This window comes from Mesorhizobium carmichaelinearum, assembly GCF_900199455.1.
GTDB lineage: Bacteria > Pseudomonadota > Alphaproteobacteria > Rhizobiales > Rhizobiaceae > Mesorhizobium > Mesorhizobium carmichaelinearum.
The window spans coordinates 363,866-389,556 of sequence record NZ_FZQR01000004.1 but is presented as its reverse complement, the minus strand read 5'-3'; the positions used below and the strand labels follow the sequence as shown (position 1 = coordinate 389,556).

Below are 25,691 nucleotides of genomic sequence, written 5' to 3'. Positions count from 1 at the left end.
TTGAGGCGGATGACAAGCGCAGGGTTGAAGCGGGCGCATGCTGCCATGCTGCTTGGCCTTCTGCTGTCCGGCGCCACCATCACCGAACCACAGGCCGCCTCGCGGGTTTGCCGTCAGTTGGAGGCCGATCTTGCCGCCGCTTCGCGCGGCGGTGGCGGTGGCCCGGCCATAATCCAGAGATACGATGCCGCGATCGACCGGCAGCGCGAACAGATCTCGAAGGCCCGCGACCAGGCAAGTGATGCCGGTTGCGGGTTTTCGCTGTTTTCCCGCAACATCAATCGATGCGCCGGGCTCAACGCCACCATCGATCGCATGAACGCCAATCTCGACAGTCTGCAGGCCAAGCGTGCCCGGCTCGCCAGCGGGGGATCACGCCGCGACCGTGGCCGCATCCTGGCCGCGCTCGACGCCAACGGTTGCCGCGACGACACGGTCGCGCCCCGCCACTCGCCGCTGCAGGAAGCGGACCGGGGGGAAGAAGACAGCAACGCGAACCTGTTCGACCAGCTTTTCGGCAACGACAGCCAGCAGAGTGACACACTTGACCAGCCCGATGATGCAGGCGAGGAGCGCAATGTCCGTCGCGTCCTGAACCTGCCCGGCATTCCGGACTTTCCGAGCACCGGCGGCGAGTTCCACACCACTTGTGTGCGCACCTGCGACGGCTATTTCTTCCCGATGTCGAACGCTGCCTCGACGAGCGATTTCGAGCGCGACCAGAAAAATTGCGAATCGAGCTGCCCCGGTACCGAGATGCAGGTCTTCTATTCGCGTGGCATGGACGACGATTCCGCCTCGATGACGTCATCCGTCACCGGCAGGCCTTACAGCGAATTGCCGACCGCCTATCTCTACAAGCAGTCCAACATGTCGCGGCCGCCGGCTTGCGGCTGCAACGCCGCTCAGAATTTCCAGATCATTGGCGGCAACCCGCCGCCCCCGCAGCAGTCGCAGCCGGAAACGGACGCGGCACCGTTTGTTCCCATGCCTGCCTCCAAGCCCGATCCAGGCGCAGACCCGGAGACGCTGGCCAACAGGGAGGGCGGGCTCGACCGTGAAGCCATCAAGCGGCTTTCCGCCAAGCCGGTGACGTCGCCGGTGTCCGCCCTGCCGCCGGAGCAACGCAAGGTCAGGGTCGTCGGGCCAACGTTCCTTCCCGACCCATCAGCGGCAATAAATCTGCAAGCTCCGGCCCCGAAGGCAGTCCAGTAAGGGCAAGCCTCAGCGGCATGAACAGCCCCTTGCCCTTGCGCCCAGTCGCTTCCCTGATCTTGCCGGTCCAATCCTTCCAGACCGTGCCGTTCCAGGGCTCTTCAGGCAGGACATCGAAGGCCTGATGCAGAAAATCGCGGTCGTCGGTGGAAAATTCGGACCGCTCCTGCGGTCCCTCGCGCAGGATGCGCCACCAGCCCACCGCGTCTGAAAGCCGGTCGAGATTGCCGCGCACCGCCAGCCAGAACGGCTCGGCCTGTTCGCCGGAGATGCCAAGCACCATCAGCCTGTCGCGCGCCTCGTCGAACGGCATATGGTGCATCAGCACGCGGTTGAGCACGAACAATTCGTCCGGATCGAACTTGGCCGATGATTTCGAGGTCGCGGCCGGGTCGAAATGACTGCCAAGTTCGGTCAAATCATGCGCGGCCGCGACATTCTCCGAGGTGCCGACCAGCACGGCGAGCGACGCGACGGCCATCGGCTCGATGCCGTCCTCGCGCAGGCTTTCGATGGAAAGCGCCCCGGTGCGCTTCGACAGCCCCTCGCCCGACACGGTGGTCAAAAGATTGTGGTGGCCGAAGACAGGCGGCTCGGCGCCCACCGCCTTGAACAGGGCGATCTGCACGCCGGTGTTGGTGACATGGTCGTCACCGCGGATGACATGGCTGACGCCCATCTCGATGTCATCGACGACGGATGGCAGCGTGTAGAGATAGGTGCCGTCCTCGCGCACCAGAACCGGGTCGGACAGCGAGGCCAGATCGACCGTTTCCTCGCCGCGCACCAGATCGTTCCAGTGGATTTCGGTGCGCTCCGGCTGTAACGGATCGCCGGAGAAATTGGGCAACAGGAAGCGCCAGTGCGGCCGGCGCCCGTCAGACTGGTATTCGGCGATCTGCTCTCGCGTCAGCGCCAAGGCCTCGCGGCCATAGACCGGCGGCAGGCCGCGCGTGCGGCGCACTTTTCGCCGGAGATCAAGCTCTTCCGGCGTTTCGTAGCAGGCGTAGAGAACGCCCGCCGCCTTCAGCCGCTCGACTGCCGCGTCATAGACTTCGAAGCGACGCGACTGATATTCGGTGGCATCCGGAAAAATGCCCAGCCAATGCAGGTCGTAAAGGATGGCGTCGGCGAATTCCTGCTTCGAGCGGGCGACGTCGGTGTCGTCGAAGCGCTGGATAAAGCGGCCCTTGTTGTTGAGCGCAAACAGCCAGTTGAACAGAGCGGTGCGCGCATTGCCGATATGGATGCGGCCGGTCGGTGATGGGGCGAAACGAACGGTAACTGTCATGAGCGGGGCGTACCGGATGCTTTTGTGATTGACAAGACGCGCCCCCGCGCTGCTCGGCACACATAGAACATGACGCGCGCGATGAAAAGACCAAGGCCATGCGACGCGCATGGCTCCTTGTCCAACCAGATCAGGTCGTTGAAGGTGATCAGCGACCGAAGTCGTCGGAACTGAGACGGGTCCAGCGGTCGCCCATCAACCCACCGATGAAGATGTCGCCGGAACGCACCGCTTCCGTAACCTCGGGAATGCGCGAGCGGACCATCGTCCCCCCAGCATAGCGGAAGAAGACGTTCTTGTAGCTGAAGAGTTGCGGCATGAATCTGCTCTGCGCTTGCCCGATGATGCCTGCGCAGCCCATATTCCACGTGTCCGCGACAAGGCCATCCAGCGTTGCGCCCCAGTGAGATCCGGAGGCCTGGATTTGCAACAGGTTCGCGATGCCGCCGGCTTGACCGTAGAAAGCGTAGCAGCCGAGCATTTTACCGGCTTCGTCGTAGGTCCCGCCGAAATGAAGGGGGCCGTCGGCCCGCTTCTCGGCCGCCAATGCCAGCAGCCGTGGCAGTTCGCCATCCTGCCAACGCGGCCGAAGCGCGTAATCGGACATAAGCGTCGGCAACCGCTCCGCAAATTGCGCGGCATCCATCGGCTCGCGATGCACCCGGTGTGACGAGGCATGCTGGACGGACGGCTCGAACCTTTTTCTCGTAAAAGGATCGAATGCCTTGGCGCAAGGATCGAATACAAAGCGAGACAGGCCCGGCCATTTACCGCGTACCACGGCGGAGGCCACCGCGGCCGGCCGGAAAATGCGGGTCCATCCCAGACAATGCACCGGCAGGAGCTGGTATTTCAACGGACGCGCGAAGGCCAGTGATACACGGTTGGCCGAATCGGTCAGGTGCAGATCGAATTCGCCTTGATGCACGGCGCGCAGCAATTGCGGCCCGGCCGAGCCGTGATCGGTTCCGGTGTCGGCCATGAGCGGACCGATGATCGCCGCGTTCAATTCCGTTCCGTTGAGCTCGTAGCGGGCTTTCAGGACACCGAGGAAGCCACCCAGATCGCCCTGTGGGTTGATCTGGACAAGAGCGTTGCTCTCACCGGGCTGGCGGGCAGGGTCAAGATAGATCTTTCTCATATACTCGGCCGTCTCCGCGATCGCGCGATCAAGGAGATGACGCCGACGCCGGCGAAACTTCGTCAGGAAGAGTGCGGCGACGCGCTCGAGATCTTCGGCAACTAGCGGCCGAACCAAGCCGTGGTGGGTCGCCAGCACCGACGGCGCGGCCACCTTTTCCACACCGGTATCTTCGGAAGCAAGATGCATCGTGAAGCCGAAATCCTGCGCAGACCAATCTGATCCCAGAGCACGGGCTTACGCCCCCTGGGTTGCTTTTGAGTAAATATGCAGCAACCAGTGGTAGAAAAGGCGTGTTGTGCCCTGGCATCATAAACAACGTCTAAACCGCCGGGATGCCGCAAGATGCCGCGTAGGTCACTCAGGCTGACAGCGCCTGGTGGAGTTGGCCTCCGGCGGAAGCCAGAGGCCAACTCAGATCAGATGACCAGGCCCTTGGTCAGCTCGAGCGCCTGGCGCTCGAACAGGCGGCGGTAGATGCCGCCCTTCAGCCGGATCAGCTCGTCATGCGAGCCTTCCTCGACGATGTTGCCGCGATCGAAGACCAGCAGCCTGTCGAGCGCCCGCACCGTCGACAGCCGGTGCGCGATGACCAGCGTCGTGCGGCCGACCATCAGCCGTTCCATCGCCTGCTGGATCAGCACCTCCGATTCCGAATCGAGGCTCGATGTCGCCTCGTCCAGGATCAGGATGCGCGCATCGGCCAGGAAGGCGCGCGCGATCGCCACGCGCTGACGCTCGCCGCCCGACAGTTTGACGCCGCGCTCGCCGACCAGCGTGCCATAGCCCTTCGGCAGGCTAGTGATGAAGTCGTGCGCGCTTGCCAGCTTGGCGGCATGCTCGATCTCCTCCTGCGTTGCGTTCGGCCTGGCATAGGCGATGTTCTCGGCCAGCGACCGGTGGAACAGGATCGGCTCCTGCTGGACGATGGCGATCTGCCCGCGCAGCGACGCTTGCGCCACCTCAGAGATGTCCTGGCCGTCGATCAGGATCCTGCCCGCATTCACGTCATAGAGCCGCTGGATGAGCTTGACGAAAGTCGTCTTGCCCGAACCGGAGTGACCGACAAGGCCGACCCGTTCGCCCGGCGCGATATCGACCGAAAAGTCGCGATAGAGCGGCGACCGGTGATTGCCATAGTGGAAGGTGACGTTGTCGAAGCTGATGGCCCCTTGCGTGATCCGGATCGGCCTGGCGCCGGGCCGGTCCTCGATGCCGAGCGGTTCGGACTGGAAATCGACCAGTTCCTCCATGTCGTTGATCGAGCGCTGCAGATTGCGGATATGCGTGCCGATATCGCGCAAATAGCCCTGCAGCACGAAGAACGAGGTCAGCACGAAGGCGACGTCGCCGGCGCTCGCCTGCCCCCACGACCACAAGAGCAGCGACAGGCCGATCACGGCGGCGCGCATGACCAGCAGCAGCGCCCCTTGCGTGGTGCCGTTGATAGTGCCGCGCACCCAGGTGCGCCGCGTGCGCGCACGCCATTTGGCGACCACCTTGCCGAGACGGCGCTCTTCGCGCTCCTCGGCGCCAAAGCCCTTGACCACGGCGTTGCAGCTCACCGCGTCGGCCAGCGAGCCACCGAGGCGCGTGTCCCATGTATTGGCGAGCCTTGCCGCCGGCGCGACATAGCCAAGCGACAGCATCGCCGTCACCATGATGAACAGCACCGAGCCCACGGCCACGACCACACCCATCAGCGGCCAGAACCAGCCGAGCAGCAGCGTCGAGCCGACGAGCATGACGACCGACGGCAACAATGCGATCAGGATGGTGTCGTTGAGCAGGTCGAGCGCCCACATGCCGCGCGTCACCTTGCGCACGGTCGAGCCGGCAAACGAGTTGGCGTGCCAGTCGGTGGAAAAGCGCTGAACGCGATGGAAGGCATCGGCGGCGATGTCGGCCATCATCTTCAGCGTCAGCTCGACGATGCCCATGAACGCCAGGTTGCGCAGCACGACGCCCGTCAGGGCGAGCGCCATCAATATCGAAAACGCCGTCATCGCGGCATTCCAGGCAATGGCGTCGGCGCCTGCGCTGCTGGCGACGGCGTCGACCAGCCGGCCGGAATAGAGCGGCGTCAGCACGTCGGCCAGCGTCGACAGCAGGAAACCAGCCATGATCAGCGACAGCCGCCAGGGCTGGCGCCGCCAATGGGTGAGCGTGAAACCAAGAACGCTGCGAAAGGCGCTCGCGCGCAAATCGATCTTGAAACGAGCCATGATATCATTCGGGCGCAAACGAGCCCGATCCCAATAAGGTCGAAAATTGAAAAAGCCGCGCAAGGGGCCAATGATTGCCCAGAAGCGGAGTGGCATATTTTGGCGTCACGCCCGTAGTCGGGCGGCGACCGGCATCGGCATAAGCCTGTGCTCAATCCGGCGCCGAGGCGAAGGATGGATCTTCGCCGGGTGCCGGTAGAGACCTAGGCTTCGCGGCCTCGCATTACCATGTGAAATACTGCCATTCAGACCTCCCGCAAATGAATCGCGGAGCGGTCGTTATAGAGGCGCCCCGATGCATCGCCAAGACGGGCTCATGCCAAAAGCCTATCTGGTCCAACCACTGCGATTATTTTGCAACAACGGACGAAACGCGCTTACCCGCGATCCCTGAAACGGTTGGTGATGGGATAGCGGCGGTCGCGGCCGAAATTCTTCCTGGTGATCTTCACACCCGGGGCCGCCTGCCGGCGCTTGTATTCGGCGATGTAGAGCAGATGCTCGATGCGCGCCACCGTCGCCCGGTCATGGCCGCGCGCGACGATGTCGTCGACGCCCATCTCGTTTTCGACCAGGCATTCGAGGATGTCGTCCAGCACCGGATAGGGTGGCAGCGAATCCTGGTCGGTCTGGTTCTCGCGCAATTCCGCCGACGGCGCCTTGTCGATGATGTTCTTCGGGATGACCTCGCCCGACGGCCCGAGCGCGCCCGGCGGCACATGGCTGTTGCGCCAGCGCGACAACGCATAGACCTGCATCTTGTAGAGGTCCTTGATCGGGTTGAAGCCGCCATTCATGTCGCCATAGAGCGTGGCGTAGCCGACCGACATCTCGCTCTTGTTGCCCGTCGTGACCACCATCGAGCCGAACTTGTTGGAGATCGCCATCAGGATGGTACCGCGCGCGCGGCTTTGCAGGTTCTCCTCGGTGATGCCTTCCTTGGTGCCCTCGAAAAGCTGCGTCAGCGTATGCAGAAAGCCTTCGACGGGCTCGAAGATCGGCACGATGTCATAGCGGCAGCCGAGCGCCCGGGCGCAATCCTCGGCATCCTTCAGCGAATCCTTCGAGGTGTAGCGATAAGGCATCATGACCGCGCGCAGCCGCTCTTCGCCGAGCGCGTCGACGGCAAGGGCAGCGCAGATCGCCGAATCGATGCCGCCGGACAGGCCGAGCACGACATTCTTGAAGCCGTTTTTGTTGACGTAGTCGCGCAGGCCGAGCATGCAGGCGCGATAGTCGGCCTCCTCCCGCTCGGGAATCTTCGACATCGGCCCTTCCGAGCAGACCCAGCCGTCATCCCCACGCTTCCATGTGATGACGTCGACCGCTTCCTCGAACTGGCTCATCTGGAAAGCCAACGTCTTGTCGGCGCCGATGGCAAATGAAGCGCCGTCGAAGATCAGCTCGTCCTGGCCACCGAGTTGGTTGGCATAGGTGATCGGCAGCCCGCATTCGATCACCTGGCGGATCACGACCTGATGGCGGACATCGATCTTGGCGCGATAATAGGGCGAACCGTTCGGCACCAGCAGGATTTCCGCCCCGCTTTCCGCCAGCGATTCGCAGATGCCGACATCACCCCAGATATCCTCGCAAATCGGAATTCCAATGCGCACGCCACGGAAATTGACAGGCCCCTGGATCTCGGGGCCAGCCTGGAAGACGCGCTTCTCGTCGAACTCGCCATAGTTCGGCAGGTCGAGCTTGTAGCGTTCGGCCAGGATCTTGCCGCCATCGGCGACGATGATCGAATTGTGTGTGCCGCTCTTGCGCTTCAGCGGCGTGCCGATGATGACGCCCGGGCCGCCATCGGCGGTATCGGCGGCAAACTCCTGCGCCGCCTTCTCGCAGGCCTTCAGGAAGGCCGGCTTCAGCACCAGATCCTCCGGTGGATAACCGGCAAGGAAAAGCTCGGTGTAGAGCACGAGATCTGCACCCTGGCGCGCGGCATCCGCCCTCGCCTCGCGGGCCTTGGCGAGGTTGCCGGCGACATCACCGACGGTCGGGTTGAGCTGGGCGATTGCGATGCGCAGTATATCAGGTTTCTTGGTCATGCCCGCTGACTTAGCGCGGCAAAATTCGCCTCGCAATGGCGTTCGCTTGTGCCACCCCAGACCGATTGACATTGGCAGTCGTGTCGGACCGATTGAGATCGTCAATCGTGCCGAACCGAATGACAGTCGTCATTCGGTTCGGACCGATCAGTCCTCGCCCATATACTCGCGCAACGACTGCGGAGAATGGTTCTCGCCGATCGACATCGCCAGGATGCGCGAAATGTGGCGGCGCGGCAGGCCTGTGTCCGCCACCCATCGGTTGATCTGGGCCTGGATCTTGTCGAGGTCCCTCTTCGAGGTCGGGCTTTCGGCGATGTCGAGGCCAGAATCGCGAAGGGCTAACGCCATGTCGGCCGAAATGACGAAAGCATCCCAGCCCAGCCAGCGCAGGAAATACTGGCCGGTATTGCCGCCTAGCCGACTGCCCTGCTTGCCGAGATAGGCCATCAGCCCGACCTGGTCGTCGGCGGGCCAGTTGGCGAGGAATTCGCCGAAGCCGCCATGCTCCTTCGACACGCGTTCGACGAAAGCGGCGTTGTCGCGCACCGATTTGATCTTCTGCGGGTTGCGCACAATGCGCTGGTCCGAAGCCAGATCGTGCCAGAAATCGTCAGGCTGGAACAACAGCCGCTTCGGCTCGAAGCGCAGAAACGCCTTTTCGAAGCCTGGCCATTTCTGTTCGATGACGCGCCAGACAAAACCGGCGGCAAAGATCCGCTCGGCCATGGTCGAGAGAATACGATCGTCGGGGATATCGGCGACGGCGGCATTGTCGGGCACCGGCCCGAGCAGCGTTGCAAGCTCCACTTCGCCGCCCTTGCGTTTTGCCGCACGCAGACGAATTTTCTGGAAATCGGCCATGGGTCCCTCGCTGTTGGCTTGAATGTACCACTTCCCGCGAGGCCCGGCAGCCTCTACGTCTATCTCCACCGACGACGGAGACGGCCATGTACAAGACAATCGACGATCTGGCGAACCGCTGGCTCAAGCGACGGCCGGACGGCCTCAGCCAACTCGAGAACCGGGTGCTGCAATCGACGCTCGAACGCACGACGATTTCCAGGGACACCAACAAGGCGGTCGCTTTCCACCAGACCTTTGGCGACCGGCTTGCCGATACGATCGCCCGCATCGGCGGCTCCTGGTCCTTCATCCTGGGCTTCATCGCCTTCCTGATTGTCTGGACCGTTGGCAATGTCTGGCTTTTGACGCGTGACGCCTTCGACCCCTACCCGTTCATCTTCCTCAACCTGGTGCTGTCGATGGTCGCCGCTCTGCAGGCGCCGGTGATCATGATGGCGCAGAACCGCCAGACTGAACGCGACCGCATCGATGCCGCCCACGACTACGAGGTCAATCTGAAGGCCGAGATCGAGATCATGGCGCTGCACGAAAAACTCGATGAACTGCGCCACAGCCAGATCATCGGCATGCGCGACGAGATCGTGCGGCTGGCCGAGATGGTCAAGCGGATCGACGAGAGGCTGGCGCAACAGCAGTCGGCTTCATGACCGAAGCCATCCATCATTTCATCGAACAATATGGGCTGCTGGCCGTCTTCCTCGGCTGCGTCGCCGAAGGCGAAAGCGCCGCCATCCTCGGCGGCTTCTTCGCCCACCAGCATGTTTTCGTGCTGTGGCATGCCGTTGCCGCCGCAGCACTCGGCGCCTTCGTCGGCGACACTTTCTTCTTCATCCTCGGCAGAAGTTTCGCCGACAACCGCCATGTCGTCAGGTTGCGCAGGCGGCCCGGCTTCCGCCGCGCCTATCGCTTGCTCAACACCCACCCCAACATTTTCGTGCTGTCAAACCGCTATGTCTACGGCATGCGTCTGGTCGGCGGCATCGCGGCCGGCCTGTCGACCATAGCAGCCCCCCGCTTCGTCATCCTCAACGCCATCTCATCGGTGATCTGGGCGGTGCTGTTCAGCACCATTGGTTATGTTTTCGGACTGGGCGCCGAGCATTTCGTCGGCCAGGCGTTGCTGCGCCACGAACGGCTGCTGATCGGGCTTGGCATCGGCCTCACCGTGGCTGTGCTTGCCTGGCTTGCGGCACGCTATATCGCCAAGCGGGAGCGTCGCCGGGAGCAGTGATGCCGCCGGCCTATATGGTTGCGCGGAAGGTCAGATAGGAAAGCCGGTGACCCGCTCGATGAGCGCGATGCCCCAGACGCCGGCGACGATGACCACCGAAATCAGCACCGCCAGCGAACCACAATCCTTGGCCAGCTGGATGTCGACATTGAACTCGCGGCTGAAGGCATCGCAGGCGGCCTCGATGCCGGTGTTCAGCACCTCGACCATAATCAGGAGCAGCACCGCGCCGATGAGTAAGGCATAACCACGCCAGGAGACCGAAACGAACCACGCCGCCGGCAGGGCGAGCACCAGCAGCATCAGTTCCTGCTGGAAGGCCTTCTCGCTGGCGGCCAGCTTGCGGAATGCCCGCACCGAATTGATAAAAGCGTCGATCAGCCGCTGCATGCCCAAACCTCTTTCCGGATCACCGGCACGGGATAAAGCAACGGCCCGATCAAGGGAATAAGGCATCTCGTCCAAAATTCATTCAGCGACCGCTATCGAAGGCGTCGACTTTTCAAACTGCGGCAGCCCGTCGTCGATCGAATAATAGTCGCCTTTGTCGCCAACGAAGATATGACAGTCGCCCTTGAGACTTGTCGGCTTGTCGAACGCTCCTGCCATCACCGAAATATAGTCTTGAGCCCTTGGCTTCCAGAAAAGCACCGACCCGCATGTCTTGCAGAAGCCGCGCCCGGCGAAAGCGGACGCTTCATACCAGGTGATGCTTTCCGTGCCTTCGATCACGATGTCAGCGTCGGCAACATTGGTCGCGGCATAGAAATGCCCGCTTTGCTTCCTGCATTGCGAACAATGACAGTAGACGACCCCTCGCAGCGCTCCCCTTGTCCGGAAGCGGACCGCTCCGCACAGGCATGATCCCTGGTGACTGTCGCTCATTTCGGCACCCCTTGAAGAAACCTCGTCCAGCATCATTGCCAGGATTCCAGCTTTGCGGTGGTTGCACGCAAGCAAATACGACATCGACTGGCGTGGTGAATTCGAAATTCAGTTTCATTTTCAGCAGCGCGCCGAGCGGATTTCAAATTCAAAGCCGCCAAACTGTGTGTCGCCCCGCGAGGATGGTGCAAAAATTTATGCTTCTACAGCCACAGGTAGCGAAAAACCTGTGGAAGCTGCACGAATTAAGGAAACTTTAGCGCTGCTGCAATTATGGTCACGCCAAGCGAAGGTCGCGGGTGGGGATGCGCCTCTTCGCAAGATGGTCTGGACTATCGGGTCGCGCTCCCCAGCTTGGCGACCAATGGAACCCGCAAATTCCGCGTCGGGATCCGAGGGGAAGAGTGAATCAGACATGCAGCCCGCAGCCGCCCCAACAGAACAAAACACCGATATCGCATCCGCTGTTGTGGCGACCATGCGCCAGCTGGGCGTGCTCGGCCTGCCGCGCAACTACGAGATCTTCTACGAAGCATTGAACGGCACCAACCGCGAGCTCAGCCTCGCCGTCGTGTCCTTGAGCAACCGGCCGACGCAGGATGAGCTGGATCAGATCGGGCGAGCTTTCTTCGCCCAGAACCACGGCCCCAGCATCGTCGAGCATGCCCGAGACGTCATCGCCCGGGAGCTGGAGGAGGTCGCATCGCTGTTGCGGAGCGAGCGCAGCCACATCGAAAAATACGGCAGGATCCTCGACGAGACATCGAGCGGTTTGAGTGGCCGCAGCCTGCTTTCACAGGATCTTCTGCAGAAGATCGCCAACGCCATGGCCGTTGCCACCAATTCGACGATCGATCATGGCCGGCAGGTCGCCTCGACGCTCAGCGACAAGACGGCCGAACTCGAGAGCGTCAAGTCGAAGCTCGAGGAATACAAGCGGCTGGCCAACACCGATCCATTGACCCAGATCTGGAACCGGCGCGCCTTCGACAAGGAAATCACCCGGATCTACAACAGCAACAAGGGTATCCTGTTCAATGCCTTGATCCTTGCCGACATCGATCGATTCAAGGATATCAATGACCGCTACGGCCATCCTGTCGGCGACAAGATCATTCAGATCATTGCCGAGATTTTCCAGACCAGCATTCGCGGCGACATGTTCGTTGCCCGCACTGGCGGCGAGGAATTCGCGCTGATCATCGAGGGCGCCAGCGAAGACGCCACCTACGAGATCGCGGAGCGCATTCGCGCCCTGATCGAGCAGACACCATTCACCAGCAGCCAGACCGGCATGAATTACGGCACCGTGACGGTCTCGATGGGAATCTGCATGGCATCGGAGGCCGAGGGTCCGGAGGACCTTTACACCAAAGCCGACCGAGCGCTCTACCGATCGAAGGTCAGCGGCCGCAACCGCGTCACCAAGCATTCGGCAATGGCCGGCCGCGCCGGCAAGAGCTGGCTGCTCTACAAGAAGGACTGACGCCTTCTGCCGATAGCACCCGCACGGGCGTGGGGGACAAACGATCAGCTGAAAATGAAAAAGGCGCCGGGTTTCCCAGGCGCCTTTTTCTTTTCGGCCCAATTGGCCGTGATCAGCCGTTGACGGCCTGCTTGTGCTGCACCGGATGGCTCTTCTTCAGGAGATCCGAAACCAGGAAGGCCAGTTCGATCGCCTGGTCGGCATTAAGGCGCGGGTCGCAATGGGTGTGATAGCGGTCTTGCAATTCCTCGGCCGTGATGGCACGGGCGCCGCCCGTGCATTCGGTGACGTTCTTGCCGGTCATCTCGACATGGATGCCGCCCGGATGCGTGCCTTCGGCGCGGTGCACCTCGAAGAAGGTCTGCACTTCCTTCAGGATGCGGTCGAACGGCCGCGTCTTGTAGCCGGCTGCCTCGATGGTGTTGCCGTGCATCGGGTCCGACGACCAGACCACACTGCGGCCTTCCTTCTGCACCGCGCGCACCAGCTTCGGCAGATGGTCGGCGACCTTGTCGGAGCCGAAGCGGGCGATCAGCGTCAGCCGGCCAGGCTCGTTCTCGGGGTTGAGCAGATCGATCAGTTCAAGCAAGCCGTCAGTGGTCAGCGACGGGCCGCATTTCAGGCCGAGCGGGTTCTTGATGCCGCGGCAATATTCGACATGCGCATGGTCGGGCTGGCGGGTGCGGTCGCCGATCCAGATCATGTGGCCCGAAGTGGCGTACCAGTCGCCCGATGTCGAATCGACACGGGTCAGCGCCTCCTCATAGCCAAGCAGCAACGCCTCGTGGCTGGTGTAGAAATCGGTCTCGCGCAGCGCATAATTGGTCTCCGAAGTGATGCCGACGGCCTTCATGAAGTCCATCGTCTCGGTGATGCGGTTGGCCAGCGACTCGTATTTCTCGCCCTGCGGGCTGTCGGAGACGAAGCCGAGCATCCAGCTATGCACATTCTCCAGGCTGGCATAGCCGCCCTGCGCGAAGGCGCGCAGAAGGTTGAGTGTCGCCGCCGACTGGCGGTAGGCCATTTCCTGGCGGGCAGGATCGGGAATACGCGATTTGGCGTCGAATTCGATGCCGTTGATGATGTCGCCGCGATAGCTCGGCAGCGTCACCTCGCCCTTGGTCTCGTTGTCGGACGAGCGCGGCTTGGCGAACTGGCCGGCGACACGGCCAACCTTCACCACCGGCTGCGCGCCGGCAAAAGTGAGCACGACCGACATCTGCAGGAAGACGCGGAAGAAGTCGCGGATGTTGTCGGCACCATGCTCGGCAAAACTCTCGGCGCAATCGCCGCCCTGGAGCAGGAAGGCCTCACCGGCAGCGACGGCAGCGAGCTGCTTCTTCAGCTTGCGGGCCTCGCCGGCAAAGACCAGCGGCGGGAAGGTGGCGAGCTGGGCTTCCGTGTTCTTCAGCGCGGCAAGGTCCGGATAGGCAGGAACCTGCTTGATCGGCTTTGCTCTCCACGAATTCGGCGACCATTTCGTCATCGCTGCACCCAACGCTCTTTCCGGCAGGCACCCGCGCCCGCCATTTCCCGCCCCTATATGGGGTGGCGGCTCCATACACGAAGCCGATTTCCTATTCTAGACCGGAATTTCAGCGCTGGCGAATGCACAAGCGGTGCTGAGTGCGTTGAGATTCAGGTCAGGCCGAGCCGAAAATGGCTGATACCGAGAACCGGAGCGGAGCGGACATTTGGGTCCGTGAGCTCAGTTCTACTGCGACGCAGTAGAACGGGGAAGCGCAGGTATCAGCCATTTGCAGGCCGGCATCACCTGAATATCAATGCACCTCAGGCCGCCTTTTCGACCAGCCGCGCGAGTTGCGTCATCACCACCGCCGAGCCCGCCAGGCGCTTGTCCGGCGTCGGCCAATCGCGCACGAAGACGACGCTGTGATCCGGCCGGATCTTGGCCAGCGAACCCTGCTCGCCGATGAACTTGACCAGCCCTACCGGGTTGGAGAATTCGCGCTTGCGGAAATGGATGACGACGCCCTTCGGCCCGGCGTCGAGCTTCTCGACATTGGCCTTGCGGCAGAGCGCCTTGATGAAGACGATCTTCAGGAGATGCTTCACCTCGTCCGGCAGCGGCCCGAACCGGTCGATCAGCTCGGCGCCGAAAGCATCGATTTCCTCGGTGTTTTCGAGATCGCCGAGACGGCGGTAGAGCGCCAGCCGGAGCTGCAGGTCCGGCACATAGCTTTCCGGGATCATCACCGCCGTGCCGACGGCGATCTGCGGCGACCAGCCGCCATCCTGGACCTCGCCGGAATCCTTTACCTCGGCCACCGCCTCCTCCAGCATCTGTTGGTAGAGTTCGAAGCCGACTTCCTTGATGTGGCCGGACTGCTCTTCGCCCAGAAGATTGCCGGCGCCGCGGATATCAAGATCATGGCTGGCGAGCTGGAAGCCGGCGCCCAGCGTGTCGAGCGACTGCAGCACTTTCAGCCGGCGCTCGGCGGTGTCGGTCAGCTTGCGGTTGGCCGGCAGCGTGAACAGCGCATAGGCGCGCACCTTGGAGCGGCCGACGCGGCCGCGCAGCTGGTAGAGCTGCGACAGGCCGAACATGTCGGCGCGGTGGATGATGAGCGTGTTGGCGGTCGGGATGTCGAGGCCGGATTCGACGATGGTGGTCGACAGAAGCACGTCGTACTGGCCGTCGTAGAAGGCATTCATGATGTCGTCGAGTTCTCCCGGCGGCATCTGGCCATGGGCCACCGCCACTTTCAGCTCCGGCACGGATTCCCGCAGGAAATCATGGATTTCGGCGAGATCGCTGATACGCGGCACGACATAGAAGGAATGGCCGCCGCGGTAGCGCTCGCGCAGCAGCGTCTCGCGAATGACCAGCGGATCGAAGGGCGAAATGAAGGTGCGCACCGCCATGCGGTCGACCGGCGGCGTGGCGATCAGCGACAGTTCGCGCACACCGGTCAGCGCCAGCTGCAGCGTGCGCGGGATCGGTGTCGCCGACAGCGTCAGCACATGGACATCGGTCTTCAGATCCTTCAGCCGTTCCTTGTGCTTGACGCCAAAGTGCTGCTCCTCATCGATGATCAGCAGGCCGAGATTCTTGAACGAGATCGCGGAACCGAGCAGCGCATGGGTGCCGATGACGATATCGACCTGGCCTTCGGCGATGCCTTTCTTGGTTTCGGCGAGTTCCTTGGCGCCGACCAGCCGTGAGGCCTGGGCGACACGGATCGGCAGGCCGGAGAAACGCTGCGAGAACGTCTTGAAATGCTGGCGCGACAACAGCGTCGTCGGCACCACCACGGCGACCTGGAACCCTTCCATCGCCGCGATGAAAGCGGCGCGCAGCGCCACTTCGGTCTTGCCGAAACCGACATCGCCGCAGATCAGCCGGTCCATCGGCTTGCCGGCGCCGAGGTCGTCACGCACCGAGTCGATCGCCGTCTGCTGATCGTCGGTCTCCTCATAGGGGAAACGGGCGGAGAACTCATCATAGAGGCCCTCTGCCGGCACCAGCGCTGGCGCGGCGCGCATCTGCCGTTCGGCAGCGATGCGGATCAACTGCCCGGCCATGTCGAGCAGCCGCCGCTTCAGCTTTGCCTTGCGCGACTGCCAGGCCCCGCCGCCAAGCTTGTCCAGCGTCGCTTCGGCGGTGTCAGAGCCATAGCGCGACAGGAGCTCGATGTTCTCCACCGGCAGGAACAGCCGGTCGTCGCCGGCATAGTGGATTTCCAGGCAGTCATGCGGCGCGCCGACCGCTTCGATGGTACGCAGGCCGATGAAGCGGCCAATGCCATGATCGGCATGGACGACGATATCACCGGCTGACAGGGCCGAGGCCTCGGCAATGAAATCGGAGGCGCGCTTCTTGCGCTTGGACCGCCGGATCAGCCGGTCGCCCAGAATGTCCTGTTCAGCGACGACAACCAGCTTTTCAGTTTCGAAGCCGGATTCGAGCGGCAGCACGGCAAGAGCGGCCTGCCCCGGCTCGAGCTGTTCGGCTTCCGCCAGCGTCTCGACCTGCTTGAGATTGCCGAGATGATGCTCGGTGAGGATCTGGCCCAGCCGGTCAAGCGAGCCTTCTGTCCAGCCGGCGATGACGACACGGCGGCGCGCGGCGCGTTCGTCGGCGATATGCCTGACGACGACGTCGAAGACATTGACGTTCGGATCGGCGCGCTCCTCGACGAAGCTGCGGCCATGGCGCGAGCCGGCATGGAACACTTTCTTCGCACCGGCATCGGGCGCGTCGAAAGGCGTGAAGTCGATCGCTTCACGAGGCCCAAGCGAGGCGATCAGGTTTTCCGGCGAGAGATAGAGCAGATCCGGTGCTACCGGCTTGTAGGGCACGGCATCCTTCAACGCGGCGTCGGCCTGCTTTTTGCGCGCCTCGTAATGGTCAAGGATCAGCGTGTGACGCTCGGCCAGCGCCTCATGCGCCAGATGGTCGAAAATGACGGGCGTGTCCGGCAGATAGTCGAACACGGTCTCCAGCCGCTCGTAGAAGAACGGCAGCCAGTGCTCCATGCCGGCGAAACGCCGCCCTTCGCTAACCGCCGCATAGAGCCCGTCATCGCGCTGGGGGGCGCCAAAGGCTTCGATATAGGAGCGGCGGAAGCGGCTGATGGTTTCCGGCGTCAGCGCCACCTCGCTCATCGCCTGCAATGCCATCGACTTGCGCTGGCCGGTGGTGCGCTGCGTGGCGGCGTCGAAAACGCGGATCGATTCCAGCGTGTCACCGAAGAAATCGAGCCGCAGCGCCTCGGTCCACCCGGGGGCGAACAGGTCGAGAATGCCGCCGCGCACCGCGAATTCGCCGATGCCGCGCACCGTCGGCACGCGTTCGAAGCCGGACGTTTCCAGCCGCGACACCAGCGCGTTCATGTCGATCTGGTTGCCGGGCCTGGCATGAAAGGTCTGCGCCTCGACAAGATCGGCCGGCGGAATGCGCTGCAATAGTGCATTGGCGGTGGTGAGGATGACGGCGCGGTGCGGCTTCTTCGCCAGCGCGATCATGGCGGTCAGCGCATCGAGACGCTTGGCGGCAGCATCCGAGCCGGGCGAGACGCGGTCGTAGGGCAGACAGTCCCAGGCCGGCAGTTCCAGCACCGGTAGGCCGGGCGCGGCGAAGGCCAGCGCCTCGATGATCGCCGGCAGGCGCTGCCCGTCGCGCGCCACGAACAGCACCGGCTTGTCGGGCGCGATCTCCAGCGCGGCCTGCACAAGCGCAAAGGCTTCATAGCCATCGGCGACGCCGTCGACGATGAACTGGCCGGCACGGCCTTTCGGCAGACCAATGGTGGGAATGAGGCTCATAAAATCACGGTCTTGTTTGTCGCAATTCCTGTGGGAAAACCGCTTCGCACTTTTCCTGGAATTGCTTTTGTTCAGAATGTCATGGTCCGGCGGGACGCCAGGATTTTTTGCAGGACGGCGCAGTCGATATCCGCCGGCACCGGGCGTTCGCCAGTGATCAGCGGCAGGAAGTCGGTGTCGGGAATGTCGAGGAGCCTCTCATATTGGTCGATTTCCTCAGCCGTCAAGGAACCGATCTCGGCGTCGGCGAAGGTGCCGAGGATGAGATCCATCTCGCGCATGCCGCGATGCCAGGAGCGGAACAAGAGTTTGCGGCGGTGGGCGTCCAGCCCCTCGCTTGATCGTTTCGTTCCGGTCATTGTGGCGCATCCTCACTTGCTGCGGCGCATATAGCGTGGATAGAAGGGGCTGTCAGCCTTGCGCTGAGGCCGTCGCGACATAAGCTGACATCATGCGTCCTTCCATCCTTGATCCCTTGTTTGTTCCGATCACTTCGCTTGCCGGCGTCGGGCCGAAGGTTGGCGCGTTGATCGAGAAGGTTGTCACGGCTGATCTTGGTGATCGCGCGGCCCGCGCGGGCGACCTTCTGTTCGTGCTGCCGCATACCGTCATAGACCGCCGCAGCCGGCCAGGCATTGCGGGTTCCGCGGAAGGCCAGATCGTCACGCTCGACGTGCGTATCGACCGTCACCAGCCGCCGCTGCGCGGCAACAAGTCGGTGCCCTACAGGGTCTATGCCCATGATGAAACCGGCGAAATCGGCCTGACCTTTTTCCATGCGCACGCCGCCTATCTCGAAAAGGCAATGCCTGTTGGCGAGCATGTCGTGGTCTCGGGCCGCATGGAATGGTTCAACGGCCGTCCGACCATGGTCCACCCCGACCATATCGCGCTGGCCAGCGAGGCGGAAAACCTGCCGCTGGTCGAGCCTGTCTATCCGCTCACCGCCGGGCTGTCGGGCAAGGTGCTGCGCCGCGCGATCGGCCAGGCGCTGGCACGCCTGCCCGAATTGCCGGAGTGGCAGGACGGCGCCTTCATGCGCCGGCACACTTTTCCGACCTTTGCCGACGCGCTCACCCGCATCCACAATCCGGCCGACCCGATCGATGTGTCCATCGACGGCGCTGCCTGGCGGCGTCTTGCCTATGACGAGTTGCTGGCCGGCCAGGTGTCGCTGGCGCTGGTCCGGTCAAAGATCCGCCGCCTGTCCGGCCGTCCCCTGGTCGGCGACGGCCGCATCGTCGAGAAACTGCGCGCCGCCCTTCCCTATTCGCTGACATCAAGCCAGGAATTCGCGCTGGCCGAAATCAATGCCGACCTCGCCGACCCCGAGCGCATGCTGCGGCTGCTGCAGGGCGATGTCGGCTCAGGCAAGACGGTGGTGGCCCTGCTCGCCATGGCGCGCGCCGTCGAAGCCGGCGGCCAAGCGGCCTTGATGGCGCCGACCGAAATCCTGGCGCGCCAGCATCTGGCGACCATCGCGCCGCTCGCCGCCAAGGTCGGGCTGCGCATCGCCATCCTCACCGGCCGCGAGAAGGGCCGCGAACGCAGCGAAACGCTGGCCGGTCTGGCGAGCGGCGAGATCGACATCGTCGTCGGCACCCACGCGCTGTTCCAGGAAACGGTCACCTTCCACGATCTGGTGCTGGCCGTCATCGACGAGCAGCATCGTTTCGGCGTCCATCAGCGGCTTGCCATCACCGCCAAGGGCGATGCGCCGGATATGCTGGTGATGACGGCCACACCGATCCCGCGCACGCTGGTGCTGACCGCTTTCGGTGACATGGATGTCTCCAAGCTGACAGAAAAGCCGGCCGGCCGCCAGCCGATCCGCACCGTCACGCTGCCGCTGGAACGGCTCGACGAACTGGTTGGCCGCATGGAGGACGCCGTCGCCGGCGGCCAGAAGATCTACTGGATCTGTCCGCTGGTGGAAGAATCCGAAGAGATCAAGCTGATGTCGGCCGAGGACCGTTTCGCCTCGCTGAAGCCGCTGTTCGGCGACCGCATCGGCCTTGTCCACGGCCGCATGAAAGGCGCCGAGAAGGACGAGGCGATGCGCGCCTTCAAGGAGGGCGAGACCCGCATCCTGATCGCCACCACGGTCATCGAGGTCGGTGTCGATGTTCCCGACGCCACCGTCATGGTCATCGAGCATGCCGAGCGCTTTGGCCTCGCCCAGTTACACCAGCTGCGCGGGCGCGTGGGGCGTGGCGACAAGCCATCCTCCTGCGTGCTGCTCTACAAGGATCCGCTCGGCGAGACCGCAAAACGCCGGCTTTCGGTAATGCGCGAGACCGAGGACGGTTTCCTGATCGCCGAGGAGGATCTCAAACTGCGTGGCGAAGGCGAGTTGCTGGGGACCCGCCAGTCGGGCACGCCAGGTTTCCAGGTGGCGCGCATCGAGGCGCATGCCGACCTGCTGGAGGTAGCCCGCGACGATGCCAGGCTGATCCTGTCACGCGACCCGGAACTGCAATCCGACCGCGGCGAAGCGCTGCGCCTGCTGCTCTATTTGTTCGGCCGCGACGAGGCCGTGCGGCTCTTGCGCGCTGGATGAGGCCCTAGCGGTGGATTGGCCACCGTTCCGTTGATCGGCTCGCCATTCAGCGTCATCATCTTGCTCTTCACTTCGGGCGCCACCAGCCCGGCAGAGACGATCAGCTTGGCGCCGTCCTCGATCGTCATGTCGAGCAGCACGATGTCCGACTTCAGCACATACATCAGGAACCCGGTCGTCGGGTTTGGCGTGCAAGGCATGAACACCGCAATCAGCGGATCGCCTTCCTGGTCGAGCTTCTCATTGATCTCGGTTTCCTTCTCGCTGGCGACGAACACCAGCGACCACACGCCCTTGCGCGGATATTCGACCAGTCCGACCTGGCGGAACATGTCGCCCTTGTTCGACAGCACGGTCTCGAAGATCTGCTTCAGCGAACCATAGATGCCGCGCACCAGCGGCATGCGGCCAAGCAGACGCTCGCCGAAACCGACAATGGCGCGGCCGACAATGTTGGCGGTGAGAAAACCGATCAGCGTGATCAGGATCAGCGCGACGATCAGCCCGAACCCCGGGACCGGAAACGGCAGATAGGTGTCGGGGCTGTAGCGCGCCGGAATATAGGGCTTTACCCAGGAATCGACCCAGCCGATGAACGACCAGGCGATATAGGCGGTGATCGCCAGCGGCGCGCAGACGACGAAGCCCGTGAGGAAATAGTTCCTCAGCCGGGTCATGCCGGAGGTCTTGGGAGCATCGGACATGGTTCACCGGGGCGCGGGTTGCAGCGCAACATTAGTGAACCGGAAGGCCGTTTGGAACTGCGAAGTTTTTAAAGAGCCGATTATGCCGCCGCGTCCAGCGGTTCGATCTTCTCGAGTTCCGGGGCCAGTTTCCTCGCCTCGGTCTCAAGCTCATAAGCTTGCTGAAAATTCATCCAGAACTGAGGCGTGGTATTGAAAAACCGGGCAAGGCGAAGAGCCGTATCGGGGGTCAAACCGATCTCCTCCTTGGCAATACGCTCGATCCGTGTGCGCGGAAGATTGAGTTTTTTTGCGAGCGAGCCAGCGCTCATGCCAAGCGGAACGAGATACTCTTCGCGCAGAAATTCTCCAGGGTGAATTGGACGTGTGAACTTGAGCATAGTTCAGGATCCTCAAGGGTCAGGGCAAGAGCCCGTTCAGTGGTAGTCAACGATCTCCACGTCTTCGGCGCCAGCGGTTGTCCATCTAAAGCAAATGCGCCATTGGTCGTTGATGCGAATTGAATGCTGCCCAGCTCGGCTGCCTTTCAGGGCTTCAAGGTGGTTTCCTGGCGGTGAGCGAAGGTCATTCAGTTGCACGGCATTTTCGATTGCACGAAGCCGACGTTCGCCTCGGGCAACCAAATCTGGCGGAAAGCCTTTCGGCGCCTTGCCCTCAGCAACGGCTTCCACCGCCTTGCCTTTGAACGAAACGATCAACCACGCGCCCTCACTTTGTATCATACATTGATACAAAGTCGCGCGCAAGACAATGTATCATTGATTGATACTTACTTCATCGACCGAATGCCGAGAGCGTGCCCCTACTCCACCGTCACCGATTTCGCCAGATTGCGCGGCTGGTCGACATCGGTGCCCATGAATACGGCGGCGAAATAGGCCAGCATCTGGATCGGCAGTGCGTAGATGATCGGCGAGATGATTTCCGGCACATCCGGCAGGATGATCGTCTCCATCGTCTTCACGCTTGAGTGTGCCGCTCCCTTGCTGTCGGTGATCAGGATGATCTTGCCGCCGCGCGCCGCCACTTCCTGCATGTTCGACACGGTCTTCTCGAAAATGCGGTCATGCGGCGCAATGACAATGACCGGCATGTTCTCGTCGATCAGCGCGATCGGCCCGTGCTTCAATTCGCCTGCAGCATAGCCTTCGGCGTGGATGTAGGAGATTTCCTTGAGTTTCAGCGCGCCTTCCATGGCCAGCGGGAAATTGGTGTCGCGGCCCAGATAGAGCACGTCCTTATAGCGTGACAGTTCGCGTGCGATGCGCTCGATCTGCTCTTCGAGCTTGAGCACCTGGTTGGCATAGCGCGGCGCTTCCGAAAGCGCGCGCACCAGGGTCTTTTCCTCATCTTTGGAGATCGTGCCGCGCGCCACACCCGCTCGCACGGCGAGCGACGCCAGCACCGAGAGCTGGCAGGTAAAAGCCTTGGTCGAGGCGACGCCGATCTCCGGACCGGCAAGCGTCGGCAGCACGACGTCGGATTCGCGCGCCATGGTCGATTCCCGTACATTGACGACGGCGCCGATCTTCATGCCGGCCTTGCGGCAGTAACGCAGCGAAGCCAGCGTGTCGGCGGTCTCGCCCGATTGCGAGATGAAGAAAGCGGCATCGTTGGCCGACAGCGGCATCTCGCGGTAGCGGAATTCCGAGGCGACATCGATATCGACCGGCAGCCGTGCATAGCGTTCGAACCAGTATTTGCCGATCAGGCCGGCGAGATAGGCGGTGCCGCAGGCCGAGATCGCCAGCCGGCCGATCTTGGCGAAGTCGAAAGGCAGATCGAGCGGCTTCGAGACGCCCGAGACGAAATCCACATAATGCGCCAGCGTGTGCGAGATCACTTCGGGCTGTTCATGGATTTCCTTCTCCATGAAATGGCGCCGGTTGCCCTTGTCGACCATGAAGGAGGTCGACAGCGACTGCTGGCGCTTGCGCTCGACCTTTTTGCCGTCGATGTCGAAGATGGCGACGCCGTTGCGGCGCACCACCGCCCAGTCGCCGTCTTCGAGATAGGTGATGGAATTGGTGAATGGCGCCAGCGCAATGGCGTCGGAGCCCAAGAACATCTCGCCATCGCCATGGCCGACGGCCAGCGGCGGGCCGTTGCGGGCGCCGACGATCAGGTCCTCGTCGCCCTTGAACATGATGGCCAGCGCAAAAGCGCCTTCGAGCCGCTTCAGCGCCTTGTGCGCCGCCTCGACCGGCTTCAGCCCCTTGGCCAGTTCGCGCGCCACCAGATGCGCGACGACCTCGGTGTCGGTCTGCGACGAGAAGGAGTAGCCGTCGCGGACCAGTTCGTCGCGCAGCTCGGCAAAATTCTCGATGATGCCGTTGTGGACGATGGCGACACCGTCGGAAAAATGCGGATGCGCATTGGTCTCGTTGGGCACGCCATGGGTGGCCCAGCGTGTGTGGCCGATGCCGATCGTTCCCTCGAGCGGCTCCTCCTTGAGACGGCGTTCGAGGTTGATCAGCTTGCCTTCGGCGCGCCGGCGGGCGAGTTGACCCTTTTCGATGGTGGCAACGCCGGCCGAGTCATAGCCGCGATATTCGAGCCGCTTCAGTGCGTCGACGATGAGCGGTGCAACCTGCGAGTGGCCGACGATTCCAACGATACCGCACATGCAGACAGTCCCCGATTCTCCATGGAAAACCAGCGCTATTTAGGGATGGCCGGCCTGCCGTGAAAGTCACATTGCATTTCGTCCGCTGTAACGGACGCTTGCAGAGGCATGCACCATGTCAGACCGCTCTTGCAATCCGGTTACTGCAATTGTTCGGTTTTCAGCGATCCGGTTTTCGTTCCGGCAATATTTTGGCTAAGCTTCGGCCATGAATGAAGCCCAGCCCACCATTACACTCTGGCGTCCTGTCGGACCTCAGGAATTGAAACTGATCGAGGCGTCTGACATGGGGGCGTTTCCGCCGCGCTTGCCCGAACAGCCGATCTTCTATCCGGTTCTGTCCGAAGCCTATGCCGTGCAAATCGCGCGCGACTGGAATGTGCCGGCCAGCGGCGCGGGTTTCGTGACCCGGTTTGCCGTGCTGAAAAGCTTTCTCGACCGCTACCGGATCGAGCATGCCGGCAGCAAGGCGCATCTGGAATACTGGATCCCTGCCGAGAACCTCGATGACTTCAACAAGGCCATCGTCGGCAGGATCGAGGTGACCGCCTCTTTCGGTCGGGATACGGCGCCGGCCGGCTGACCGTCAGTGATCCGCGCCGGCGGCGTTCTTCTTCGCCGCCGCGGCCGAGGCAAAGCGCTCGCGCAATTCCTTGCCCTTGCCGGGGATGGTCTTTTGGCGGGCGCGGCCGAAGGCCAGCGCATCGTCAGGCACGCTTTCGGTGATCACGCTGCCGGACGCGATGTAGCCGCCCTTGCCGATCGTGACCGGGGCCACCAGCGAGGAATTCGAGCCGACAAAGGCGCCCTCGCCGATGTCGGTGAAGAATTTCGAATAGCCGTCATAGTTGCAGGTGATGGTGCCGGCGCCGATATTGGCGCCCGCGCCGACCCGGGCATCGCCGATATAGGTCAGATGGTTGACCTTGGCGCCTTTCTCGATAACAGCCTGCTTGACCTCGCAGAAATTGCCGACTTTTGCTTTGTCCCGGAGATCGGCGCCCGGCCGCAACCGCGCGAACGGCCCGACATCGCAGTTGGCGGCAATGGTTGCCCCTTCGATATGGCTGAAGGCATGGATCTTGGCACCGCCAGCGATCTTCACGCCCGGACCGAACCAGACATTCGGCTCGACAATCGTGTCGGCGCCGATCTCGGTGTCGTACGAGAAATACACGGTCTCCGGCGCGATCAATGTCACGCCCGACAGCATCGCCTCCTGGCGCCGACGCGCCTGCCAGATGCCTTCGGCCTGCGCCAGTTCAGCGCGGTTATTGATGCCGAGCGCATTCTCGAAACTGGCCTCGGTGGCGACGACATCGAGACCTTGCGCGCCGGCGATCTCGACGATGTCGGTCAGATAATACTCTCCCTTGGCATTCTTGTTGCCGACCGCGTCGAGCAGCTTCAGCGCGTGGGCGCCGGCCACCGCCATCATGCCGGCATTGCAGAAGCCGATCTTCTTCTCCGCCTCGGAGCAGTCCTTTTCCTCGCGGATGGCAATCAGCTTGCCGCCCTTTTCGACCAGCCGGCCATAGCCGTTTGGAAGAGGCGGACGGAAGCCGATCACCACGACAGCCGCACCTTCGGCGAGTTTCGACCGCGCCACGGTCAGCGCCTCCGCATCGATCAGCGGCGTGTCGCCGAACATCACCAGGATATCGTCATAACCCCTTGATATCGCTTCGCGAGCAGCAAGAACGGCGTGCGCCGTACCTAGGCGCTTTTCCTGCACGAAAGTCTCGGCCTTCGGTGCGAACTTCGCCACCGCCTTGCGCATCTCTTCCGCGCCATGACCGATGACGATCGCCTCGCTGCTGGCACCGGCGGCTTCTGCGGCCTTCGCCACATGAGCGACCATCGGCAGCCCGGCGATCTGATGCAGCACCTTCGGCAGCACGCTCTTCATGCGCGTGCCTTCGCCGGCGGCGAGGATGACGGACAGGCAGGATCTCTGGCTCATAGGCGAACAACCATGGGAAAAGGGTTGGGAATCAAGACAGGATAGCAGTGGCGCCATGCTGCACCAATGCGGTTAAAATCCGGTGAGATGGTCGAGCAACTGACTTTTAATCAGTAGGTCCACTGTCCGATGTTTTAGAGCAAATGCCGCAGTG

Annotated in this window: 21 protein-coding genes; 6 read left to right on the top strand and 15 right to left on the bottom strand. The window is 62.5% G+C overall.

What is annotated here, in order from left to right:
- The first annotated feature begins 9 nt into the window (after positions 1 to 9).
- Entirely contained in the window at positions 10 to 1,215 is a 1,206-nt protein-coding gene (locus tag CKW40_RS11715) for a DUF2865 domain-containing protein (protein ID WP_095200047.1), read from the top strand.
- Here the strand turns inward: CKW40_RS11715 and gltX are convergent.
- The 5 genes from gltX to CKW40_RS11690 form a co-directional block, all read right to left on the bottom strand.
- Positions 1,133 to 2,506, bottom strand: a complete 1,374-nt coding sequence (gene gltX / locus CKW40_RS11710; protein WP_095200046.1) for a glutamate--tRNA ligase — start codon at positions 2,504 to 2,506, stop codon at positions 1,133 to 1,135. The two genes, CKW40_RS11715 and gltX, sit on opposite strands and share 83 nt — an antisense overlap.
- 148 nt (positions 2,507 to 2,654) lie before the next feature.
- Positions 2,655 to 3,836 carry a hypothetical protein gene (locus CKW40_RS11705; RefSeq protein ID WP_095200045.1) on the bottom strand — a complete coding sequence of 394 codons (1,182 nt, stop codon included), beginning with the start codon at positions 3,834 to 3,836 and terminating at the stop codon, positions 2,655 to 2,657.
- 230 nt (positions 3,837 to 4,066) lie between these two features.
- On the bottom strand, positions 4,067 to 5,872 hold the full coding sequence (locus CKW40_RS11700) for an ABC transporter ATP-binding protein (RefSeq protein ID WP_095200303.1): 1,806 nt from the start codon (positions 5,870 to 5,872) through the stop codon (positions 4,067 to 4,069).
- Between the two features lie 377 nt (positions 5,873 to 6,249).
- On the bottom strand, positions 6,250 to 7,926 hold the full coding sequence (locus CKW40_RS11695) for an NAD+ synthase (RefSeq protein WP_095200044.1): 1,677 nt from the start codon (positions 7,924 to 7,926) through the stop codon (positions 6,250 to 6,252).
- Between the two features lie 147 nt (positions 7,927 to 8,073).
- The gene (locus CKW40_RS11690; protein ID WP_095200043.1) at positions 8,074 to 8,790 is read right to left on the bottom strand and encodes a DNA-3-methyladenine glycosylase I; all 717 of its coding nucleotides are present in this window, start codon (positions 8,788 to 8,790) and stop codon (positions 8,074 to 8,076) included.
- An 86-nt stretch (positions 8,791 to 8,876) separates the two neighbouring features.
- On the opposite strand from CKW40_RS11690, the gene CKW40_RS11685 reads away from it, so the two are divergent.
- Both CKW40_RS11685 and CKW40_RS11680 read left to right on the top strand, forming a co-directional pair.
- Positions 8,877 to 9,440, top strand: coding sequence for a DUF1003 domain-containing protein (locus tag CKW40_RS11685; protein ID WP_095200042.1), 564 nt, complete (start codon positions 8,877 to 8,879; stop codon positions 9,438 to 9,440).
- The gene (locus CKW40_RS11680) at positions 9,437 to 10,024 is read left to right on the top strand and encodes a DedA family protein (RefSeq protein WP_095200041.1); all 588 of its coding nucleotides are present in this window, start codon (positions 9,437 to 9,439) and stop codon (positions 10,022 to 10,024) included. The genes CKW40_RS11685 and CKW40_RS11680 overlap by 4 nt, the downstream gene beginning before the upstream one ends.
- 30 nt (positions 10,025 to 10,054) lie before the next feature.
- Here CKW40_RS11680 and CKW40_RS11675 read toward each other — a convergent pair whose 3' ends face one another.
- Entirely contained in the window at positions 10,055 to 10,414 is a 360-nt protein-coding gene (locus CKW40_RS11675) for a diacylglycerol kinase (protein ID WP_095200040.1), read from the bottom strand.
- 78 nt (positions 10,415 to 10,492) lie between these two features.
- Positions 10,493 to 10,909: a GFA family protein gene (locus tag CKW40_RS11670; RefSeq protein WP_095200302.1), complete on the bottom strand. Its 417-nt coding sequence runs from the start codon at positions 10,907 to 10,909 to the stop codon at positions 10,493 to 10,495.
- Positions 10,910 to 11,324: 415 nt separating this feature from the next.
- Here CKW40_RS11670 and CKW40_RS11665 point away from each other — a divergent pair, with 415 nt between their 5' ends.
- Complete coding sequence (locus CKW40_RS11665) at positions 11,325 to 12,395, top strand: GGDEF domain-containing protein (protein WP_095200039.1); 1,071 nt, start codon at positions 11,325 to 11,327, stop codon at positions 12,393 to 12,395.
- 112 nt (positions 12,396 to 12,507) lie between these two features.
- Here the strand turns inward: CKW40_RS11665 and CKW40_RS11660 are convergent, their stop codons facing one another.
- From CKW40_RS11660 to CKW40_RS11650, 3 genes are all read right to left on the bottom strand, one after another.
- On the bottom strand, positions 12,508 to 13,881 hold the full coding sequence (locus CKW40_RS11660; protein ID WP_095200038.1) for a class II 3-deoxy-7-phosphoheptulonate synthase: 1,374 nt from the start codon (positions 13,879 to 13,881) through the stop codon (positions 12,508 to 12,510).
- A gap of 305 nt (positions 13,882 to 14,186) precedes the next feature.
- Positions 14,187 to 17,684: a transcription-repair coupling factor gene (mfd, locus tag CKW40_RS11655; RefSeq protein WP_095200037.1), complete on the bottom strand. Its 3,498-nt coding sequence runs from the start codon at positions 17,682 to 17,684 to the stop codon at positions 14,187 to 14,189.
- A gap of 71 nt (positions 17,685 to 17,755) precedes the next feature.
- Positions 17,756 to 18,043 carry a succinate dehydrogenase assembly factor 2 gene (locus CKW40_RS11650; RefSeq protein WP_095200036.1) on the bottom strand — a complete coding sequence of 96 codons (288 nt, stop codon included), beginning with the start codon at positions 18,041 to 18,043 and terminating at the stop codon, positions 17,756 to 17,758.
- 92 nt (positions 18,044 to 18,135) lie between these two features.
- On the opposite strand from CKW40_RS11650, the gene recG reads away from it, so the two are divergent.
- Positions 18,136 to 20,244 carry an ATP-dependent DNA helicase RecG gene (recG, locus tag CKW40_RS11645; RefSeq protein ID WP_095200035.1) on the top strand — a complete coding sequence of 703 codons (2,109 nt, stop codon included), beginning with the start codon at positions 18,136 to 18,138 and terminating at the stop codon, positions 20,242 to 20,244.
- On the opposite strand, the gene CKW40_RS11640 is transcribed toward recG, so the two are convergent.
- From CKW40_RS11640 to glmS, 4 genes are all read right to left on the bottom strand, one after another.
- Positions 20,196 to 20,948: a DUF502 domain-containing protein gene (locus CKW40_RS11640; protein WP_095200034.1), complete on the bottom strand. Its 753-nt coding sequence runs from the start codon at positions 20,946 to 20,948 to the stop codon at positions 20,196 to 20,198. The genes recG and CKW40_RS11640 overlap by 49 nt on opposite strands.
- 80 nt (positions 20,949 to 21,028) lie before the next feature.
- Positions 21,029 to 21,328, bottom strand: coding sequence for a HigA family addiction module antitoxin (locus CKW40_RS11635; protein ID WP_095200033.1), 300 nt, complete (start codon positions 21,326 to 21,328; stop codon positions 21,029 to 21,031).
- 36 nt (positions 21,329 to 21,364) lie between these two features.
- Positions 21,365 to 21,646 carry a type II toxin-antitoxin system RelE/ParE family toxin gene (locus CKW40_RS11630; protein WP_095200301.1) on the bottom strand — a complete coding sequence of 94 codons (282 nt, stop codon included), beginning with the start codon at positions 21,644 to 21,646 and terminating at the stop codon, positions 21,365 to 21,367.
- 104 nt (positions 21,647 to 21,750) lie between these two features.
- Positions 21,751 to 23,574 (bottom strand): glutamine--fructose-6-phosphate transaminase (isomerizing), encoded by a 1,824-nt coding sequence (glmS, locus tag CKW40_RS11625; protein ID WP_095200032.1) that lies wholly within the window; start codon positions 23,572 to 23,574, stop codon positions 21,751 to 21,753.
- Between the two features lie 208 nt (positions 23,575 to 23,782).
- Here glmS and CKW40_RS11620 point away from each other — a divergent pair, with 208 nt between their 5' ends.
- Positions 23,783 to 24,157, top strand: a complete 375-nt coding sequence (locus CKW40_RS11620) for an ADP-ribosylation/crystallin J1 (protein ID WP_095200031.1) — start codon at positions 23,783 to 23,785, stop codon at positions 24,155 to 24,157.
- A gap of 3 nt (positions 24,158 to 24,160) precedes the next feature.
- Here CKW40_RS11620 and glmU read toward each other — a convergent pair whose 3' ends face one another.
- Complete coding sequence (gene glmU, locus CKW40_RS11615; protein ID WP_095200030.1) at positions 24,161 to 25,537, bottom strand: bifunctional UDP-N-acetylglucosamine diphosphorylase/glucosamine-1-phosphate N-acetyltransferase GlmU; 1,377 nt, start codon at positions 25,535 to 25,537, stop codon at positions 24,161 to 24,163.
- Positions 25,538 to 25,691 lie beyond the last annotated feature (154 nt).

Excerpts from the sequence above, each read along its gene's own strand:
- CKW40_RS11715 (WP_095200047.1), top strand. The coding sequence starts at position 10 with ATGACAAGCGCAGGGTTGAAGCGGGCGCATGCTGCCATGCTGCTTGGC.
- gltX (WP_095200046.1), bottom strand. The coding sequence starts at position 2,506 with ATGACAGTTACCGTTCGTTTCGCCCCATCACCGACCGGCCGCATCCAT.
- CKW40_RS11705 (WP_095200045.1), bottom strand. The coding sequence starts at position 3,836 with ATGCATCTTGCTTCCGAAGATACCGGTGTGGAAAAGGTGGCCGCGCCG.
- CKW40_RS11700 (WP_095200303.1), bottom strand. The coding sequence starts at position 5,872 with ATGGCTCGTTTCAAGATCGATTTGCGCGCGAGCGCCTTTCGCAGCGTT.
- CKW40_RS11695 (WP_095200044.1), bottom strand. The coding sequence starts at position 7,926 with ATGACCAAGAAACCTGATATACTGCGCATCGCAATCGCCCAGCTCAAC.
- CKW40_RS11690 (WP_095200043.1), bottom strand. The coding sequence starts at position 8,790 with ATGGCCGATTTCCAGAAAATTCGTCTGCGTGCGGCAAAACGCAAGGGC.
- CKW40_RS11685 (WP_095200042.1), top strand. The coding sequence starts at position 8,877 with ATGTACAAGACAATCGACGATCTGGCGAACCGCTGGCTCAAGCGACGG.
- CKW40_RS11680 (WP_095200041.1), top strand. The coding sequence starts at position 9,437 with ATGACCGAAGCCATCCATCATTTCATCGAACAATATGGGCTGCTGGCC.
- CKW40_RS11675 (WP_095200040.1), bottom strand. The coding sequence starts at position 10,414 with ATGCAGCGGCTGATCGACGCTTTTATCAATTCGGTGCGGGCATTCCGC.
- CKW40_RS11670 (WP_095200302.1), bottom strand. The coding sequence starts at position 10,909 with ATGAGCGACAGTCACCAGGGATCATGCCTGTGCGGAGCGGTCCGCTTC.
- CKW40_RS11665 (WP_095200039.1), top strand. The coding sequence starts at position 11,325 with ATGCAGCCCGCAGCCGCCCCAACAGAACAAAACACCGATATCGCATCC.
- CKW40_RS11660 (WP_095200038.1), bottom strand. The coding sequence starts at position 13,881 with ATGACGAAATGGTCGCCGAATTCGTGGAGAGCAAAGCCGATCAAGCAG.
- mfd (WP_095200037.1), bottom strand. The coding sequence starts at position 17,684 with ATGAGCCTCATTCCCACCATTGGTCTGCCGAAAGGCCGTGCCGGCCAG.
- CKW40_RS11650 (WP_095200036.1), bottom strand. The coding sequence starts at position 18,043 with ATGACCGGAACGAAACGATCAAGCGAGGGGCTGGACGCCCACCGCCGC.
- recG (WP_095200035.1), top strand. The coding sequence starts at position 18,136 with ATGCGTCCTTCCATCCTTGATCCCTTGTTTGTTCCGATCACTTCGCTT.
- CKW40_RS11640 (WP_095200034.1), bottom strand. The coding sequence starts at position 20,948 with ATGTCCGATGCTCCCAAGACCTCCGGCATGACCCGGCTGAGGAACTAT.
- CKW40_RS11635 (WP_095200033.1), bottom strand. The coding sequence starts at position 21,328 with ATGCTCAAGTTCACACGTCCAATTCACCCTGGAGAATTTCTGCGCGAA.
- glmS (WP_095200032.1), bottom strand. The coding sequence starts at position 23,574 with ATGTGCGGTATCGTTGGAATCGTCGGCCACTCGCAGGTTGCACCGCTC.
- CKW40_RS11620 (WP_095200031.1), top strand. The coding sequence starts at position 23,783 with ATGAATGAAGCCCAGCCCACCATTACACTCTGGCGTCCTGTCGGACCT.
- glmU (WP_095200030.1), bottom strand. The coding sequence starts at position 25,537 with ATGAGCCAGAGATCCTGCCTGTCCGTCATCCTCGCCGCCGGCGAAGGC.